The following is a 14,677-nucleotide window of genomic DNA, read 5'->3' on the forward strand; positions in this document are numbered from 1 at the left end:
GCGGGTACACCGTGCGCATGCACCTTCGACCACTTCGCTTGGAGACCGCCGACGTCTCCGCGGCCGAGAGCCTGCTGCGAGGCAGCCTGGTGGGTGTGGAGTCGCTGGAGTTCGGACCCGACCTGTCCCTGGACATCAGCGGGGTGCGCGGCGACGACTTCAGCGTGATGCGGCTGACGCACTCCTCGGTGGCGCGGTTGATCACCGGTCCCCCGGGGAACCTGCACGTGCTGGAGGTGCTGCGCGGCTCGGCACGCCTGGGAGTGCGAGGAGTGGAGACGACGCTGCGTCCCGGGCAGGTGATCGCCATCGACTCCGGCTCGCGGGTCCGGCTCGCCAGCGACCGGCTCAGCGTCGGGATCGTCACGCTGTCCCGCGACCTGCTGGCGGCCGCGGCCGACGAGCCGAGCGCCACCATCTCCTTCCCCGACCACTCGCCGCTCTCCGCGGACTGGCCCGAGCAGTGGCGCGGTGCGGTGCGCCGCCTCAACCGCGAGGTGCTGGGGCGCTCGGAGGCCCGCGGCGAGCCCAGGGTGGTCGCAGACCTGGTGTCGGCGCTGGCCGTCAGCGCCCTGGCGGGGTTCGCCCACGAGCTGCAGGACCGGCACCGGGAGCCCGGACCCAGCGCGGTGCGTCGGGCCACGGCGTTCATCGACCAGAACGCCGACCAGCCGATGACGGTGGCCGAGATCGCCCGGGCCGCGCACACCAGCGTGCGGGCGCTGCAGCAGGCCTTCGCCCGGCACCACGACAGCAGCCCCACGGCGTACCTGCGCCAGGTGCGGCTGGAGCGGGCGCACCGCGAGCTGCTCCAGGCAGACCCGGACGACGGGGTGACGGTGGCCGAGGTGGCCGCCCGGTGGGGCTTCGCCCAGCCCGGTCGGTTCGCCGCGCACTACCGCGAGGCCTACGGCCGGCTGCCCAGCGACAGCCTTCGCGCCCAGCCCATGTAGGTTGCTCTCACATGTGTTGTCGGTCACACCCCCGACCGGCGACCCGTGCGAGACGACAGGCGCACTGGCGCGGCGGTGATCCCGCGGCTGCCAGGTGAGAAGAAGGAGTGCAGCGTGAGCCACCACGGATTCGGACCGGACCTGGTCGAGGTCTTCGGGCCCTCGCAGTCCGACGGAGGACCAGAGCTGGTCCAGCTGCTCACCCCGGAGGGGGAGCGCGTCCACCACCCGGAGTTCGACCGGGACTTCAGCGCCGAGGAGCTGCGCGGCTTCTACCGCGACATGGTGCTGACCCGGCGCATCGACACCGAGGCCACCGCCCTGCAGCGCCACGGCGAGCTCGGGATCTGGGCCCAGCTGCTCGGCCAGGAGGCCGCCCAGATCGGCGCCGGCCGGGCGCTGCGCCCCCAGGACCACGTCTTCCCCACCTACCGCGAGCACGGCGTCGCGTGGTGCCGGGGCATCGACCCGCTGGCCCTCCTCGGCCTCTTCCGCGGGGTCGACCACGGGTCCTGGGACCCGGAGGAGAAGCACTTCGGGCTCTACACGATCGTGATCGGCGCGCAGGCCCTGCACGCCACCGGCTACGCCATGGGCATGCAGCGCGACGGCGTCGTCGGCACCGGCGACCCGGACCGCGACGCGGCCGTGGTCGCGCACTTCGGGGACGGCGCCTCCAGCCAGGGCGACGTCAACGAGGCCTTCATCTTCGCCGCCTCCTACAACGCCCCGGTGGTGTTCTTCTGCCAGAACAACCAGTGGGCAATCTCCGAGCCGATCGAGCGGCAGTCCCGGATCCCGCTCTACCAGCGGGCCCTGGGCTTCGGGTTCCCCGGCGTCCGGGTCGACGGCAACGACGTGCTGGCGACGTACGCCGTGACCCAGGCGGCGCTGCAGCGGGCGCGGGACGGCCAGGGGCCGACGCTGGTGGAGGCCTACACCTACCGGATGGGCGCCCACACCACCACCGACGACCCGACCCGCTACCGGCTCTCCGACGACGTGGAGCGCTGGAAGCTGCGCGACCCGATCTCCCGGGTGGAGGTCTACCTGCGGCGCAACGGCCTGGTCGACGACGACTTCATCGACACGGTGCGCGCCGAGGCCGACCAGCTCGGCCACGACCTGCGCGAGGGCTGCAAGGCGATGCCGGACCCGCAGCCGCTGGACATGTTCGACCACGTCTACGCCGAGGAGACCCCTGAGCTGCGCGCCGAGCGCGAGGGCTTCGCGGCCTACCTCGCCCAGTTCGACGGACACAGCGTCGAGGGGAGGCGCTGATGGCCATCCAGCGGATCACCCTGGCCAAGGGGCTCAACTCCGGGCTGCGCAAGGCGATGGAGGACGACCCCAAGGTGCTGGTGATGGGGGAGGACGTCGGCAAGCTCGGCGGGGTCTTCCGGATCACCGACGGGCTGCAGAAGGACTTCGGCGAGGACCGGGTCATCGACTCCCCGCTGGCCGAGTCCGGCATCGTGGGCACGGCGGTGGGCCTGGCGCTGCGGGGCTACCGGCCGGTGGTGGAGATCCAGTTCGACGGCTTCGTCTACCCGGCGTACGACCAGATCGTGTGCCAGGTCGCCAAGATGCACTACCGGTCCAAGGGCCGCTCGAAGATGCCGATGGTCATCCGCATCCCGTTCGGCGGCGGCATCGGCGCGGTCGAGCACCACAGCGAGTCGCCGGAGGCGCAGTTCGCGCACACCCCGGGAATCAAGGTCGTGGCCTGCTCCAACCCGGTCGACGGCTACTGGATGATCCAGCAGGCCATCGCCTGCGACGACCCGGTCGTCTTCCTCGAGCCCAAGCGGCAGTACCACGCCGACAAGGCCGACCTCGACGACTCCGTCGACCCCGACCCGCTCTTCTCCTCCCGGGTGGTGCGGCGCGGCCAGGACGTCACGCTGCTGGCCTACGGGCCGACGGTGAAGACCGCCCTGTCGGCGGCCGAGGCCGCGGCCAACGAGGGCACCTCGCTGGAGGTGATCGACCTGCGCACGCTCTCCCCGCTGGACCTGGGCCCGGTGTACGAGTCGGTGCGCCGCACCGGCCGCGCGGTGATCACCCACGAGGCCCACGTCAACCTGGGCATGGGCTCCGAGGTCGCGGCGCGGATCACCGAGGAGTGCTTCTACAGCCTGGAGGCCCCGGTGCTGCGGGTGGGCGGCTTCGACACGCCGTACCCGGCGTCGCGGATCGAGGAGGACTTCCTCCCCGACCTGGACCGGGTGCTGGACGCCGTCGACCGCTCGCTCAAGTTCTAGCCCGCAACTTCTAGCAGGAAGGGCCGAGATGGCCGAGTTCAAGCTGCCCGACGTCGGCGAGGGCCTCACCGAGGCCGAGCTCGTCTCCTGGAAGGTCCAGGCGGGTGACCTCGTGGAGATCAACCAGGTGATCTGCGAGATCGAGACCGCCAAGTCGATCGTGGAGCTGCCCAGCCCGTACGCCGGCACGGTGCTGTCGCTGCTGGTGGTCGAGGGGGAGACGGTCGAGGTGGGTACCGCGATCATCGCGATCGGCGAGCAGGTGGCCGAGATGGTGATCGACCTGTCCAACCCCGCCGCCAGCGGTGGGGGCGAGGGCGAGTCGCTGGTCGGACGCAACAAGGCCGACCGTGGCCCGCAGCGCCGGGCCCGCAAGGGCTCCGCGTCCCCGGCCACCGACGCCGGGGCCCAGACCCAGCTCCAGGTCCAGGGCGCGTTCGCCGCCGGCGGCGCCATGCCGCTGGAGGTGGCCCCGGCCGACGAGCCGGCGGTGCCCGCCCGCGAGCCCGAGCCGGCACCGGCCAGCCTGCGCGCCCTGGCCAAGCCCCCGGTGCGCAAGCTCGCCAAGGATCTCGGGGTGGACCTGACCCGGTTGGCCGCGAGCGGTCCCGGCGGCACGGTGACCCGGGCGGACGTGGAAGCCGCGGCCGCCGCGACGGAGTCGGCGCCCGCGCCGATGCCCGAGCAGTACGCCGACCTCGGCCGGCCCGGCGTCCACCCGATGACCGGCGCCCGGGAGACCCGCGAGCCGATCAAGGGCGTGCGCAAGATGATGGGGCAGGCGATGGTCGACTCGGCCTTCACCGCCCCCCACGTCACGGAGTGGATCACCGTGGACGTGACCGCGACCGTGGAGCTCGTCGAGCGGCTCAAGGGCCGCCCCGAGCTCCGCGACGTCAAGGTCAGCCCGCTGCTGGTGCTGGCCCGGGCCTGCCTGCTGGCGATGCGGCGTACCCCGGCGATCAACTCCTTCTGGGACCAGGCCGCCCAGGAGGTGGTCTACAAGGGCTACGTCAACCTCGGGATCGCCGCGGCGACACCGCGCGGACTGGTGGTGCCCAACATCAAGGACGCCGACAGCCTCTCGCTGGTGGAGCTGGCGCGGGCCCTGGGCGAGCTCACCGCCACCGCGCGAGAGGGCCGGACGCAGCCCGCCGAGATGAGTGGCGGCACCTTCACGATCACCAACGTCGGGGTCTTCGGGGTGGACGCCGGGACGCCGATCATCAACCCCGGCGAGTCCGCCATCCTGTGCTTCGGGGCGGTCCGCAAGCAGCCGTGGGTAGTGGACGACGACATCGTGGTGCGCCAGGTGACGACGCTGGCGCTCTCCTTCGACCACCGGCACGTGGACGGCCAGCAGGGCTCGCAGTTCCTGGCCGACGTGGCCGGGATCCTGGAGGACCCGGGGACCGCGCTGCTGTTCTGACCCGCGGCGGTGCGGGCGGCCGCGAGCTGGGCAGTTCGCGCCGACGTACGTCGTTTCGCTGCAAAGCCGAGCGGCCGTACCCATTATTAGGTACGTGTTCCCGACGACTCCAGCTCATGGCCTCGGCGTAGACCGCGGATCGGACCTCCTGCTCGTGCGCCACCGGACCGGCGTGCTGGTCCTGGTCGCGTTGATCGCGGCGGGTCTGGGTCTGGGCACGCCCGTGCACGGCGAGGTCTCGCGGGCGGTGGCGGTGCACGGCGCCGCGACCCCCGGGGAGATCTCGCAGACCGCGCAGCGGGCGCACCGCGCCAACCCGCGCAACCCGCTGGCGGGCCGGGTCTGGGGTGTCTACCAGGGTCCGCAGGACCAGGTGTGGGCTCCGTACCAGGCGGCCACCGGCAAGGCGAAACGGCTGATCGGCAAGATCGCGCTCCGCCCCCGGACCAAGTGGTACGGCGCGTTCGTGCCCGACGAGCAGATCGGCAGCCGGGTCGCGGACTACATCGCCTCCTCGCAGCAGGGCGACCCGCAGGCGCTGGTCCAGCTCGCCGTCTTCCGGATGCAGCCGTGGGAGCAGGACGCCTGCTCGCGTTCCGCCACGGACCAGGAGCGGCGCAGCTACCGGACCTGGATCAAGAACCTGGCCGCCGGGATCGGGTCCACCCCCACCCTGGTGGTGATGCAGCCCGACGGGCCGTTCCTGTGGTGCGTGCCGCGGCCGCGGGCCACCGCGCGCCAGCTGCGCTTCGCGACCCGCACCCTCGCCGCGCTGCCCAACACGTCCGTCTACATCGACGCGGGGGCCGCTGACTGGTGCGAGAACGGCAAGGGCAACGACCCCGAGCGCTGCGCCGAGATCCTGGAGCGCACCGGGATCGAGTTCGCCCGCGGCTTCGCGCTGGACTCCACCCACTACACCGGCCCGGCGGAGAACATCCGGCACGGCGCGGAGATCGCCGCGGTGCTGCGTCGCCACGGCTACGGCCGCAAGCACTTCATCGTGGACACCGCCAAGAGCGGTCGCCCCACCGCCTGGGAGGACGTCGTCCCGGCCGCGAAGGGGGACGAGAAGGACAACGCCCGCACCTGCCGCACCAGGCGGCAGAAGCGCTGCGTCACGCTGGGCGTCCCGCCCACCGCGCAGGCCTGGCACCGGGGCTGGGGGCTGTCGCCCGACGTGCGCGCGCTGGCGGCCCGGCACGTGGACGGCTTCGTCTGGTTCGGGCGCCCCTGGCTGTACAACCAGGCCGACCCCTTCGTGCAGAAGCGGGCCCTGTCCATGGCCCGCAGCACCCGGTGGCCGGGCCCGGGCAACTGATTTTGTCTTCACCGGTTTCGCCCGCCGCCGACGGGGTAGGACTCGGCCGTGACTGCGCCTGCCCGGATCGGCCCCTATCTCGTGGGGCCCCGCATCGGCCGGGGGGAGATCGGCGTGGTGCACGCGGCCACCGACGACGTGGCCGGCCGCCAGGTCGCGCTCAAGCTGATCGGCACCCAGGTCGCCGACGACCGAGAGTTCCGCGCCACGTTCGCCCGTGAGGCGCGCAAGCTCTCCTCGCTTCGCTCCGAGCACGTGGTGCCGCTCCATTCCTTCGGCGAGGCCGACGGTCACCTCTACCTGGCCACCGACCTGTTCCCCGACGGCGACCTCGCCCGGATGCTGCAGCGCTTCGGCCCACCGCCCCTGAGCCAGGCGCTGGAGCTGGTCGCCCAGGTGGCCGACGGTCTGGCCGACGCGCACGCGGTGGGGCTGATCCACGCCGACCTCAAGCCCTCCAACGTGATGCTGCGCCGCGAGGGTGCCGGCTTCCGGGCCTGCCTGGTGGACTTCGGGCTGGCCCGCGGCGCCGCGGCCTGGATGGCCCCCGAGCTGCACCACGGTGCTCGGCCCGACGTCGGCACCGACGTCTACGCGCTCGGCTGCGTGCTGTGGGCCGCCCTGTCGGGCCAGCCGCCGTACGCCGGGGGCACCGACTTCCGCACCGCACAGGCCCACCTGGACTCACCCGTGCCGCAGCTGGCGGACGGCTCGCCGCTGGAGCAGCGCGTCAACGCCATCCTGCGCCGCGCGCTCTCCAAGGACCCCGCGGGCCGGCACCCGTCGGCCGCCCAGCTGCGCGACGACCTGGTCGCGGCCCAGGCGCTGCCCGGACCGGGATCGAGTCCCGCCGCGCCGGTGCTCGCTCCCCGCCGACCAGCCCGCCGGAGCGCGGTGCGACGAGCCGCAGTACGACGCACCTCGGTGCGGACAGCCGGCGTGGCGGTGGCGCTGCTCGCGGCAGCCGCCCTGGGCGTCGCGGGGACCCTGCTGGTCGTCGACCAGGAGACCGAGCCGCCCGCGGCCTCGGTCTCCTCGGTCCCGGTCGCTCCGGACGAGGCGGTGGCGGTGGACAACATGGCGACGGCGTTCGCCGAGCAGCTCGTGGTGGGTCCGGACAAGGCTGAGTGCATCGCCCAGACGTGGATCGACGCGGTGGGCGTGGCCTCCCTGGTGGACGCCCGGTTCCTGGACTCCCGGATGGACTTCTACGACCGGGACCTGGAGACCGTGGACTCCGACCTCAAGGACCAGCTCGCGCTGGCGGTGCGGAGCTGCCTGTCCTGACGCCTGGGGCACGCGGCGCGCCGGGCTGGGTTCCACGAATCTCGTGTTGTGGTGTCAAAGTGCCTACTCACGCGTAGGTTGTGTCCCTGCACGGAGGGATCGAGAGTGACGAGGGGTCTGCAGTGACGTGTCCGAGGTGTGACGAGGCACTGGCGAGCGCGACCAAGTGGTGTCCCCACTGTGGCTTCCAGCAGCTGCTCCCGGCGACTCTGGGACCGACCAAGCCGCTCTCCAGGCCGCTGCTGCGAGGCACCCCGACCCCCGTGCCCGCCGGCTCCGGGTCCTCGGCGCGCGAGGTGAGCGCCGTCTTCGGGATTCTCGTGGTGACCGGGCTGCTCCTGCTCGCGATGAGCGTCTTCCCAGGAGAGGGTGACACCCCGGCAGCAGGCGGGGGCCAGAGCCTTTCCGAGCCCCCGGCCGACACGGTGCTCGTGCCCGGTCCGGACGGCGACGAGCCGACCCCCGAGGCCTGGCCCAGCGGTTCGGCCAGTCCGTCGTCGGGCGCGTCGGCCAGTCCGTTGGCGAGCGCGTCCGGCACTCCGTCGTCGAGCCCCGCAGCCAGCGCCACGCCGAGCCCCACGAACGGCCCGACCGCCAGCGGCACCGCGAAGCCCTCGCCGACCGCGAAGCCGACCGGCAAGCCGGGTGAGCCCCGGAAGCCCCGGACCCCCAAGCCCACCAGCGGGCCGACCCGGACGCAGAACCCCACGCCCCAGCCCAGCGCCACCCCTGAGCCCACCCCCACCATCGCGCCGACGCCAACGCCCACGCCGACGCCGCCACCCACGCCGGTGCCGACCGTCAGCGTGCCCGTGGGCCCGTCGCCCGCGGAGGCGGCCAAGGGCCTGAAGCCGCTCCTGAACTGTGGGAACCTGGTCAGCTCGGTCTCCTACCCGGTCGCGGTCGAGTACTGGCGAAGGCAGCTCAAGCCGCTGTGGCTGGACTGGAACCTCGACGGTCGTCCGTGCAACGAGACGGGCTTCTACTCCGCCGCGGTCGTGAAGGCCTACTTCGGCTGAGTCTCGCGGCCGGCTCAGCGCAGGTAGCGCGCCGCCCGCGACTCCGGGGTGCCCGGCCCGACGCTGAGCAGCCGGGTCAGCTCGTACTCCAGCACGGCGCCGATGCGGCGGCAGAAGTCGACCGGCTCGTCGGCGGCGTCCGGGTGCTCGGCGACGATCCGGTCCACGATGCCGAGCTCGTGCAGGTCGATGGCGCGCACGCACTGGGACCGGGCCATGTCCGGGGCGTGGTCGGTGTCGCGGTGCACGATGGCGCTCGCGCCCTCCGGGGGCAGCGGGGAGAGCCAGGCGTGCTGGGCGGCGACCACCCGGTCGGCGGGCAGCAGGGCGAGTGCCCCGCCCCCGTTGCCCTCGCCCATCATCAGGCACAGGGTCGGGGCCTCGAGGGTGACCAGGTCCTCCAGGCAGCGCGCGATCTCCCCGGCGAGGCCGCCGTTCTCGGCGTCCGCGGACAGCGCCGCGCCCTGGGTGTCGATCACGGTGACCAGGGGCACGCCGAGCTCGGAGGCGAGCCGCATCCCGCGCCGCGCCTCGCGCAGCGCTCCCGGCCCCATCGGGTGGTCGGTGGTCTGGCCGCGGCGGTCCTGCCCGAGGAAGACGCACGGCGCCGCGCCGAAGCGGGTCAGTGCGAAGAGCAGCCCGGGGTCCGACTCGCCCTGCCCGGTGCCGTTGAGCGGGATCACGTTGGTCGCGGCGTAGCGCAGCAGCCGCCGTACGCCGGGGCGGTCCGGACGGCGCGAGCGGGTCACCACGTCCCAGGCGTCGATGTCGCCGATCGGCTCGGTGCCCGGGTCCTCGACCGGGGGCAGCGGCAGCCGGGCGCGCTCGAGCACGTCCAGGGTGCGCCGCAGGATGTTGGGGACCTCCTCGGGGCCATCACCCCGTCGACGATGCCGCGCTCGAAGAGGTTCTCCGAGGTCTGCACGCCCTCGGGGAACGGCTTGCCGTAGAGCGCCTCGTAGACCCGCGGTCCCAGGAAGCCGACCAGGGCGCCCGGCTCCGCCACGGTGAGGTGACCGGTGGAGCCCCACGAGGCCATCACGCCGCCGGTGGTGGGGTGCCGCAGGTAGACCAGGTAGGGCAGCCCGGCGCGCTTGTGCGCCGCGACGGCCTCGGAGATCCGGACCATCTGCACGAAGGCCGCGGTGCCCTCCTGCATCCGGGTGCCGCCGCTGACCGGAGCGCCCAGCAGCGGCAGGCCCTCGGCGGTGGCCCGGTGGATCGCCGACACCAGCCGGTCGGCGGTGGCGCGCCCGATGGAGCCGGCGAGGAAGCCGAACTCGCTGACAACCACGGCCACCCGGTGGCCGTCCATCCGTCCCTCGCCGCTGACCAGCGCCTCGTCGACGCCGGACTTCTCCCGGGCGGCCGCCAGCTGCGCGGCGTACGCCGGGGCGACGTCGCCGTGCTCGGCCGGCGAGTCCCAGGAGATCCAGGAGCCGTCGTCCAGGACCAGGTCGATCAGCTGCCGGGAGTCCAGACGAGTGGTCACGGGCGTGAGCGTAGGCCACGCAGGGCGGGCCGACCGGCGGCGGCCCGGGGCCTGGCGGACCTCCCGCAGGGGTGGTCAGGCGGACCGGTGACCCCTAGGGTCGCAAGGGCGGGGCCGTGCCGGGAGGGCTGCGGTCACGCCGAAGGCTTGGGAGGGCCGCATGAGCACACGCACGCACGCACGTATCTCGCTGACCGGGGTGCTGACCCTGGTGCTCGGGCTGGTGCTCGGGCTGGTGATGTCGGCCCTCGCGCCGAGCGCCATCGCCCAGCAGGCGCCGGGTGAGGTCGCCGGCACGGTCACCAGCCAGCACTCCGGCGGGCCGCTGGTCGGGGTGACCGTCGACTTCAGCGTGGTCGAGGGGGGCTCCTCGCAGCTGGTCGCCAGCGCGGTCACCGACGCGGAGGGCCGCTACACCGCCACCGTCCCGGTGGGGACCTACCGGGTCGAGATCCGCGAGCCTGGTCGGATGCTGCCGACGGTCAGCCTGACCCGTGAGGTGACCGCGTCAGGGGTCCTGGACCTGGTCCTGGACGACAGCGTCACCGAGCTCTACGGCCAGGTGACGGCCGGCGGGGTGCCGATCCGGGCGACCATCGAGCTGCAGGTCAAGACCCCGACACCGTTCCCCGTGACGGTCGTCAGCACCACCACCGACGCCCAGGGCAACTACCGGCTGTCCAACCTCGGCGTGGGTGAGTACTACGTCTTGGCCACTCCCGAGGACCCCCGCTACGCCGCCCAGTACTACCCGGGCGTGGCCACCTGGCAGGAGGCGCAGAAAGTCGCGACGCCCCGCGCGGAGCCCCTCGACTTCGACCTGTCGCCGCTGCCGTCGAGCGAGAGCTCCATCCGGGGCCGGGTCACCGCCGAGGGTCAGCCGCTCGAGGGGGTGACCGCGCTCCTGGGCCTGTACCGCGAGGACGCGCAGGGACGGAGGCAGGCTGTCCCGGGCTTCATCAAGTTCCCCGGCAGCGGGGGCAACTACGTCATCGAGAACCTCTCGCCCGGCACCTACTTCGTGAGCGCCTCGCAGTACGGCGGGGACCAGTACTCCCCGACGTTCTTCCGGGACGCGGTGAGCATCAACGACGCGGAGCCGATCGTGCTGGACGGCACCGCCGCCGACGTGGCCGTCGCGGACCTCGACCTGAAGGCGGCCCCGACCCCGACCCCGACGCCGACCGTTACCCCGACGCCGACGGTTACCCCGACACCGACGGTTACCCCGACGCCGACGCCGACGCCGTGGTGGCGCCAGATCTGCTCTGCTCCGCCCACCGGCCCCTCCTGGTACCAGGTGCTGGTGCGCTGGGCGTGCCGCACCGTCCAGCCGCTGCGCGGCTGAGCGCGGCGGCTCAGCCCGGGCGCGACGACGCGACCCGCCAGTCCTGGAGGAGGGAGGCCTCCTCCTCCAGGGCCAGGCCGGTCCGGGCCCCGCCAGGCGTGCTGCTCAGCCAGGCCAGGGTGTCCCGGGCGGTCTCGGCGTGCGGCCGCAGCCTCAGCCCGGCCGCCATGCTGGGCGCCGGGTCGTGGGCGACCAGCCCGTCGTGCTCTGGCCGGGGGAGCCACAGCGGGATGGACCTCGGCCCCGCCCACGGCTGCACGCCCCGGGACTGCAGGAAGTCCTGGTCCACCCAGGTGAGCTCCGGGGTGGCGCCCACCCCGGCGGCGACCCGGTCCAGCAGGTCTCCCAGCGGCACGATCTCGCCGACCGCGTCGAAGACGCCGGCGGTACGGCGCTCGGCCAGGTCCACGATCCAGCTCGCCAGGTCGCGGACGTCGATGATCTGCACCAGGTCGTCCGGTCGGCCGGGGGCCAGCACCTCGACGTGCGCCCCGTGTGCCTGGGCCAGCCGCCAGGGCCAGTAGGTGAAGCGGCCGGTGTTGTCGTCCGGCCCGCTGACCAGACCCGGACGGACGATCGTGGCCGAGGCCGCTCCGCGTAGCACCGCCTGCTCGCAGGCGACCTTCATCTGCCCGTAGATCTCGGGCGACTCGTAAGGGTCGCCGTCGGTGTGGCGGGGCTCGTGCAACCGCAGCGTCGCCGGCGTCCCTGCGACGTCGGTGTCCGGGTAGACGTTGATCGTGGAGACGAAGACCCAGTGGGCGTCGGGCATGCCGGCCACGGCGGTCCGCACCTGGGAGGGCAGCCGGGCCACGTCGACCACCGCGTCCCACCGCTCCTCGGTCACCGAGGCCGGCCCGGGGTTCGTCCGGTCCCAGGGCAGGTGAGTGGTTCCGGCCGCCACCGCGCCGGAGACGCCGCGGCAGGCGCAGGCCACCTGGTGCCCCCGGCCGACGGCGTCGCGCGCCACGGCGCGGGAGAGGAACTGGGTGCCGCCCAAGACCAGCAGTCTCATCCCCCCACGCAACCTGGGAGACCTGCGTGGGGGCAAGACGGACACGCCGGTGTCCACGTCATTAGTTTTGTATCTTGTCGTGTCTCGTCACTTGACCAGCAGGAGAAGCATGTCCGTCGCCCGCATCGCCTCGATCAACCTCGAGTGCCCCGATCCCGTCGTCCTGGCCGGCTTCTGGGCCGCCCTCCTCGGTGGCGAGGTCGCGGTCGAGACGCCCGACTTCTGCGCCGTCAAGGTCGACTCGATCTACCTGGGCGCCGTCCGTGTCCAGGGCTACCTGCCGCCCACCTGGCCGTCGGCCGAACGGTCGCAGCAGCTCCACCTCGACCTCGCGGTCGAGGACCTCGACGCCGCCGAGGAGGAGGCGCTGCGCCTCGGCGCGACCAAGGAGTCCGAGCAGCCGAGCCCGGAGCGGTCCCGGGTCCTGCGCGACCCGGCCGGCCACCCGTTCTGCCTCCGGGCCTAGCTCGCGGCCGCCACGGGCGACGCTCCCGGTCAGGCACCGCCGCGCAGCAGCGGCCTCGCGAGCTTGCGACCGTGGTGGATCTGGGCCTTGACGGTGCCCAGGGGCACGTCGAGCTGAGTGGCGATGTCGTCGTAGGCCAGGCCGTAGACGTCCCGCAGCACCAGCGGCTGCACCAGCGTGGGGTGGTCGCGCTCGATCGTCTCCAGAGCCTCCAGCAGGTCCAGCCGGGTGCCGGCGATGATGCTGGTGGTGCGCGGGTCCGGGCGCTCCAGCGGCGCGTCGTCGGTGGGCGTGGCCAGGTTCTTCAACCGGCGGTACGTCGTCCGGGCGCTGTTGAGGGCCACCACGTGCAGCCAGGTGGTGAAGCGTCCCCGCCCGTGCCACTGCCCGATCTTGCCCGCCACGCTGAGCAGCGCCTCCTGGCTGGCGTCCTCGGCGTCGTCGGAGTACGGCAGCACGCCCCGGCACAGGTTGAGCACCCTGGGGCGCACCTGGGCCAGCAGCAGCTCCATGGCGTCGCGGTCGCCGGTCTGGGCGCGCCGCGCGAGGTCGTCCACCTCGTCCGGGCTCAGCGGCTCGGGCAGTGTCATCGCACGCCTCTCCGCTCCGGGAACCTGGACGCAGGCAACATAATGCAGCGGTGCCCCCACCCGTGACGCTCGGCCGCTACCCGGTGCGTCGGCGCCTGGGCGCGGGGGCCTTCGCCACGGTGTGGCTGGCGCACGACGAGCAGCTGGACTCCCCGGTCGCGATCAAGGTGCTGGCCGACAACTGGGCCGGCGACGGGCACGTGCGTCAGCGCTTCGTGGAGGAGGGGCGCTTCCTGCGCAAGGTGGAATCGCCGTACGTGGTGCCGGTCTACGACGCCGGCGAGCTGGAGGACGGGCGTCCGTTCCTGGTGATGGCCTACGCCGACCAGGGCACGCTCGGCGAGTGGCTGTCCCGGGGGCCGATGACCCGCGCCCAGGCGCTGCAGGTGATCACCGAGGTGGGTGCCGGACTGACGGCACTGCACACCCGCGGGGTGCTGCACCGGGACGTGAAGCCGGGCAACGTGCTGCTGCGCAGCGATGACGGCCGGGTCCGGGCGATGCTGGCCGACCTGGGTCTGGGCAAGGAGCTGGACATGTCGTCGCGGTTGACGGTGATCGCCGGGACCCCGTCGTACGTCGCCCCGGAGCAGGCCCGCGGTGAGGCGCTGGACGGCCGTGCCGACCTGTTCTCCCTGGCAGCCCTGGCCTACCTGCTGCTGGCCGGTCGTCCGGTGTGGTCCCACCAGTCGCTGACCGTGGCCGCCGCGCCGCCACCGGTGCCGCCGATGGGGGAGGCGGTCCCGGCGGAGGTCGAGGCCGTGGTGCGGCGCGGTCTGGCGACCGACCGGGAGCAGCGGCCGGACTCGGTGCGGGAGTTCACCTCGGCCCTGCTGGCCGCGGCCGGTGGACGCAGCGAGGCCGCACCCACCCAGTCCGGGGCCCTGGCCGGGTCGGAGCCCAAGCGGACCGTGCTGGACCCGGCTGAGCACCGTCCCGGATCCCTCTCCCGGGCCCGTTCGTCGCGCCGCCGGCTCTCCTGGCGGCACGGGATGGTCGCGGTCGCCGCGCTGGCGCTGGGCGTGGGCGGGGGATGGGCGGTCGGGGAGCTGACCCGGTCCGAGACCCGCCGGGTCGACGAGGGGACGGTGTCGGTGGAGGTCCCGCGGGCGTGGACCGCCTCGGTGCAGGACGCCGGGTGGATGCCACCGGGCTCCGAGCGCGACTTCCCCGCCCTGGCGCTGGGCACCGGCGCGGACTGGCGCGAGGCCGGGTACGGCGTCTTCGTCGGGCTGCTGCCGGGCAGCGACCTGCCCGCAGCGGTGCCCGGGCACGCCGAGTGCAGCGAGCAGGGTCGCCCGGTCCCGGAACGGCGCGGCGACGACGAGCTGCTCACCGTCGTGCACCGGGGCTGTCCGGGAGCGGCGTCGGTGGTCGTGGAGCGTGTCGTGCAGGTCGCGGCCGACCGGCTGCTGTGGGTGCAGGTCCGCAGCGCCGACCGCGCGACCGCCGAGCAGGTGCTGGCCAGCGTGGAGCTGGACGGCGGCTGACCG

The 14,677-nt window shown here is 73.5% G+C and carries 14 protein-coding genes; 10 read left to right on the forward strand and 4 right to left on the reverse strand.

Annotated elements, in window-relative coordinates; all coding sequences use genetic code 11:
- Positions 1 to 17 precede the first annotated feature (17 nt).
- The 7 genes from C0R66_RS01220 to C0R66_RS18505 all read left to right on the forward strand — a co-directional run bounded on the left by C0R66_RS01220 (position 18) and on the right by C0R66_RS18505 (position 8,273).
- Positions 18 to 953, forward strand: a complete 936-nt coding sequence (locus tag C0R66_RS01220; protein ID WP_101525969.1) for an AraC family transcriptional regulator — start codon at positions 18 to 20, stop codon at positions 951 to 953.
- A 114-nt stretch (positions 954 to 1,067) separates the two neighbouring features.
- Positions 1,068 to 2,234: a pyruvate dehydrogenase (acetyl-transferring) E1 component subunit alpha gene (gene pdhA, locus C0R66_RS01225; protein ID WP_422385604.1), complete on the forward strand. Its 1,167-nt coding sequence runs from the start codon at positions 1,068 to 1,070 to the stop codon at positions 2,232 to 2,234.
- A complete protein-coding gene (locus tag C0R66_RS01230; protein ID WP_101523149.1) occupies positions 2,234 to 3,217 on the forward strand; it encodes an alpha-ketoacid dehydrogenase subunit beta in 984 nt (327 codons plus the stop codon). The genes pdhA and C0R66_RS01230 overlap by 1 nt, the downstream gene beginning before the upstream one ends.
- A 28-nt stretch (positions 3,218 to 3,245) precedes the next feature.
- Entirely contained in the window at positions 3,246 to 4,646 is a 1,401-nt protein-coding gene (locus C0R66_RS01235; RefSeq protein ID WP_101523150.1) for a dihydrolipoamide acetyltransferase family protein, read from the forward strand.
- Between the two features lie 154 nt (positions 4,647 to 4,800).
- Positions 4,801 to 5,967, forward strand: a complete 1,167-nt coding sequence (locus tag C0R66_RS01240; RefSeq protein WP_158647818.1) for a glycoside hydrolase family 6 protein — start codon at positions 4,801 to 4,803, stop codon at positions 5,965 to 5,967.
- Positions 5,968 to 6,015: 48 nt separating this feature from the next.
- Complete coding sequence (locus tag C0R66_RS01245) at positions 6,016 to 7,254, forward strand: serine/threonine-protein kinase (RefSeq protein WP_101523152.1); 1,239 nt, start codon at positions 6,016 to 6,018, stop codon at positions 7,252 to 7,254.
- 263 nt (positions 7,255 to 7,517) lie between these two features.
- Positions 7,518 to 8,273 (forward strand): hypothetical protein, encoded by a 756-nt coding sequence (locus C0R66_RS18505; RefSeq protein WP_158647819.1) that lies wholly within the window; start codon positions 7,518 to 7,520, stop codon positions 8,271 to 8,273.
- A gap of 14 nt (positions 8,274 to 8,287) precedes the next feature.
- Here C0R66_RS18505 and C0R66_RS19240 read toward each other — a convergent pair whose 3' ends face one another.
- Both C0R66_RS19240 and C0R66_RS19245 read right to left on the reverse strand, forming a co-directional pair.
- Positions 8,288 to 9,106, reverse strand: a complete 819-nt coding sequence (locus tag C0R66_RS19240; RefSeq protein WP_241901535.1) for a carboxyl transferase domain-containing protein — start codon at positions 9,104 to 9,106, stop codon at positions 8,288 to 8,290.
- Positions 9,019 to 9,765, reverse strand: a complete 747-nt coding sequence (locus C0R66_RS19245; RefSeq protein ID WP_241901536.1) for an acetyl-CoA carboxylase carboxyltransferase subunit beta — start codon at positions 9,763 to 9,765, stop codon at positions 9,019 to 9,021. Before C0R66_RS19245 ends, C0R66_RS19240 begins: the two co-directional genes overlap by 88 nt.
- A 160-nt stretch (positions 9,766 to 9,925) precedes the next feature.
- Here C0R66_RS19245 and C0R66_RS01265 point away from each other — a divergent pair, with 160 nt between their 5' ends.
- Positions 9,926 to 11,113 carry an MSCRAMM family protein gene (locus C0R66_RS01265; RefSeq protein ID WP_101523155.1) on the forward strand — a complete coding sequence of 396 codons (1,188 nt, stop codon included), beginning with the start codon at positions 9,926 to 9,928 and terminating at the stop codon, positions 11,111 to 11,113.
- A gap of 10 nt (positions 11,114 to 11,123) precedes the next feature.
- On the opposite strand, the gene C0R66_RS01270 is transcribed toward C0R66_RS01265, so the two are convergent.
- Positions 11,124 to 12,128, reverse strand: coding sequence for an NAD-dependent epimerase/dehydratase family protein (locus C0R66_RS01270; RefSeq protein ID WP_101523156.1), 1,005 nt, complete (start codon positions 12,126 to 12,128; stop codon positions 11,124 to 11,126).
- A gap of 109 nt (positions 12,129 to 12,237) precedes the next feature.
- Here C0R66_RS01270 and C0R66_RS01275 point away from each other — a divergent pair, with 109 nt between their 5' ends.
- Entirely contained in the window at positions 12,238 to 12,594 is a 357-nt protein-coding gene (locus C0R66_RS01275; RefSeq protein ID WP_101523157.1) for a VOC family protein, read from the forward strand.
- Between the two features lie 29 nt (positions 12,595 to 12,623).
- On the opposite strand, the gene C0R66_RS01280 is transcribed toward C0R66_RS01275, so the two are convergent.
- A complete protein-coding gene (locus tag C0R66_RS01280) occupies positions 12,624 to 13,184 on the reverse strand; it encodes an RNA polymerase sigma factor (RefSeq protein ID WP_101523158.1) in 561 nt (186 codons plus the stop codon).
- Positions 13,185 to 13,234: 50 nt separating this feature from the next.
- Here C0R66_RS01280 and C0R66_RS01285 point away from each other — a divergent pair, with 50 nt between their 5' ends.
- A complete protein-coding gene (locus C0R66_RS01285) occupies positions 13,235 to 14,674 on the forward strand; it encodes a serine/threonine-protein kinase (protein ID WP_158647820.1) in 1,440 nt (479 codons plus the stop codon).
- Positions 14,675 to 14,677 lie beyond the last annotated feature (3 nt).

It is taken from the genome of Nocardioides houyundeii, from assembly GCF_002865585.1.
Taxonomy (GTDB): domain Bacteria; phylum Actinomycetota; class Actinomycetes; order Propionibacteriales; family Nocardioidaceae; genus Nocardioides; species Nocardioides houyundeii.

Coding starts and splice junctions, on each gene's coding strand:
- C0R66_RS01220 (WP_101525969.1), top strand. CDS start 18: ATGCACCTTCGACCACTTCGCTTGGAGACCGCCGACGTCTCCGCGGCC.
- C0R66_RS01235 (WP_101523150.1), top strand. CDS start 3,246: ATGGCCGAGTTCAAGCTGCCCGACGTCGGCGAGGGCCTCACCGAGGCC.
- C0R66_RS01275 (WP_101523157.1), top strand. CDS start 12,238: ATGTCCGTCGCCCGCATCGCCTCGATCAACCTCGAGTGCCCCGATCCC.
- C0R66_RS01280 (WP_101523158.1), bottom strand. CDS start 13,184: ATGACACTGCCCGAGCCGCTGAGCCCGGACGAGGTGGACGACCTCGCG.
- C0R66_RS01265 (WP_101523155.1), top strand. CDS start 9,926: ATGAGCACACGCACGCACGCACGTATCTCGCTGACCGGGGTGCTGACC.
- C0R66_RS01230 (WP_101523149.1), top strand. CDS start 2,234: ATGGCCATCCAGCGGATCACCCTGGCCAAGGGGCTCAACTCCGGGCTG.
- C0R66_RS01270 (WP_101523156.1), bottom strand. CDS start 12,128: ATGAGACTGCTGGTCTTGGGCGGCACCCAGTTCCTCTCCCGCGCCGTG.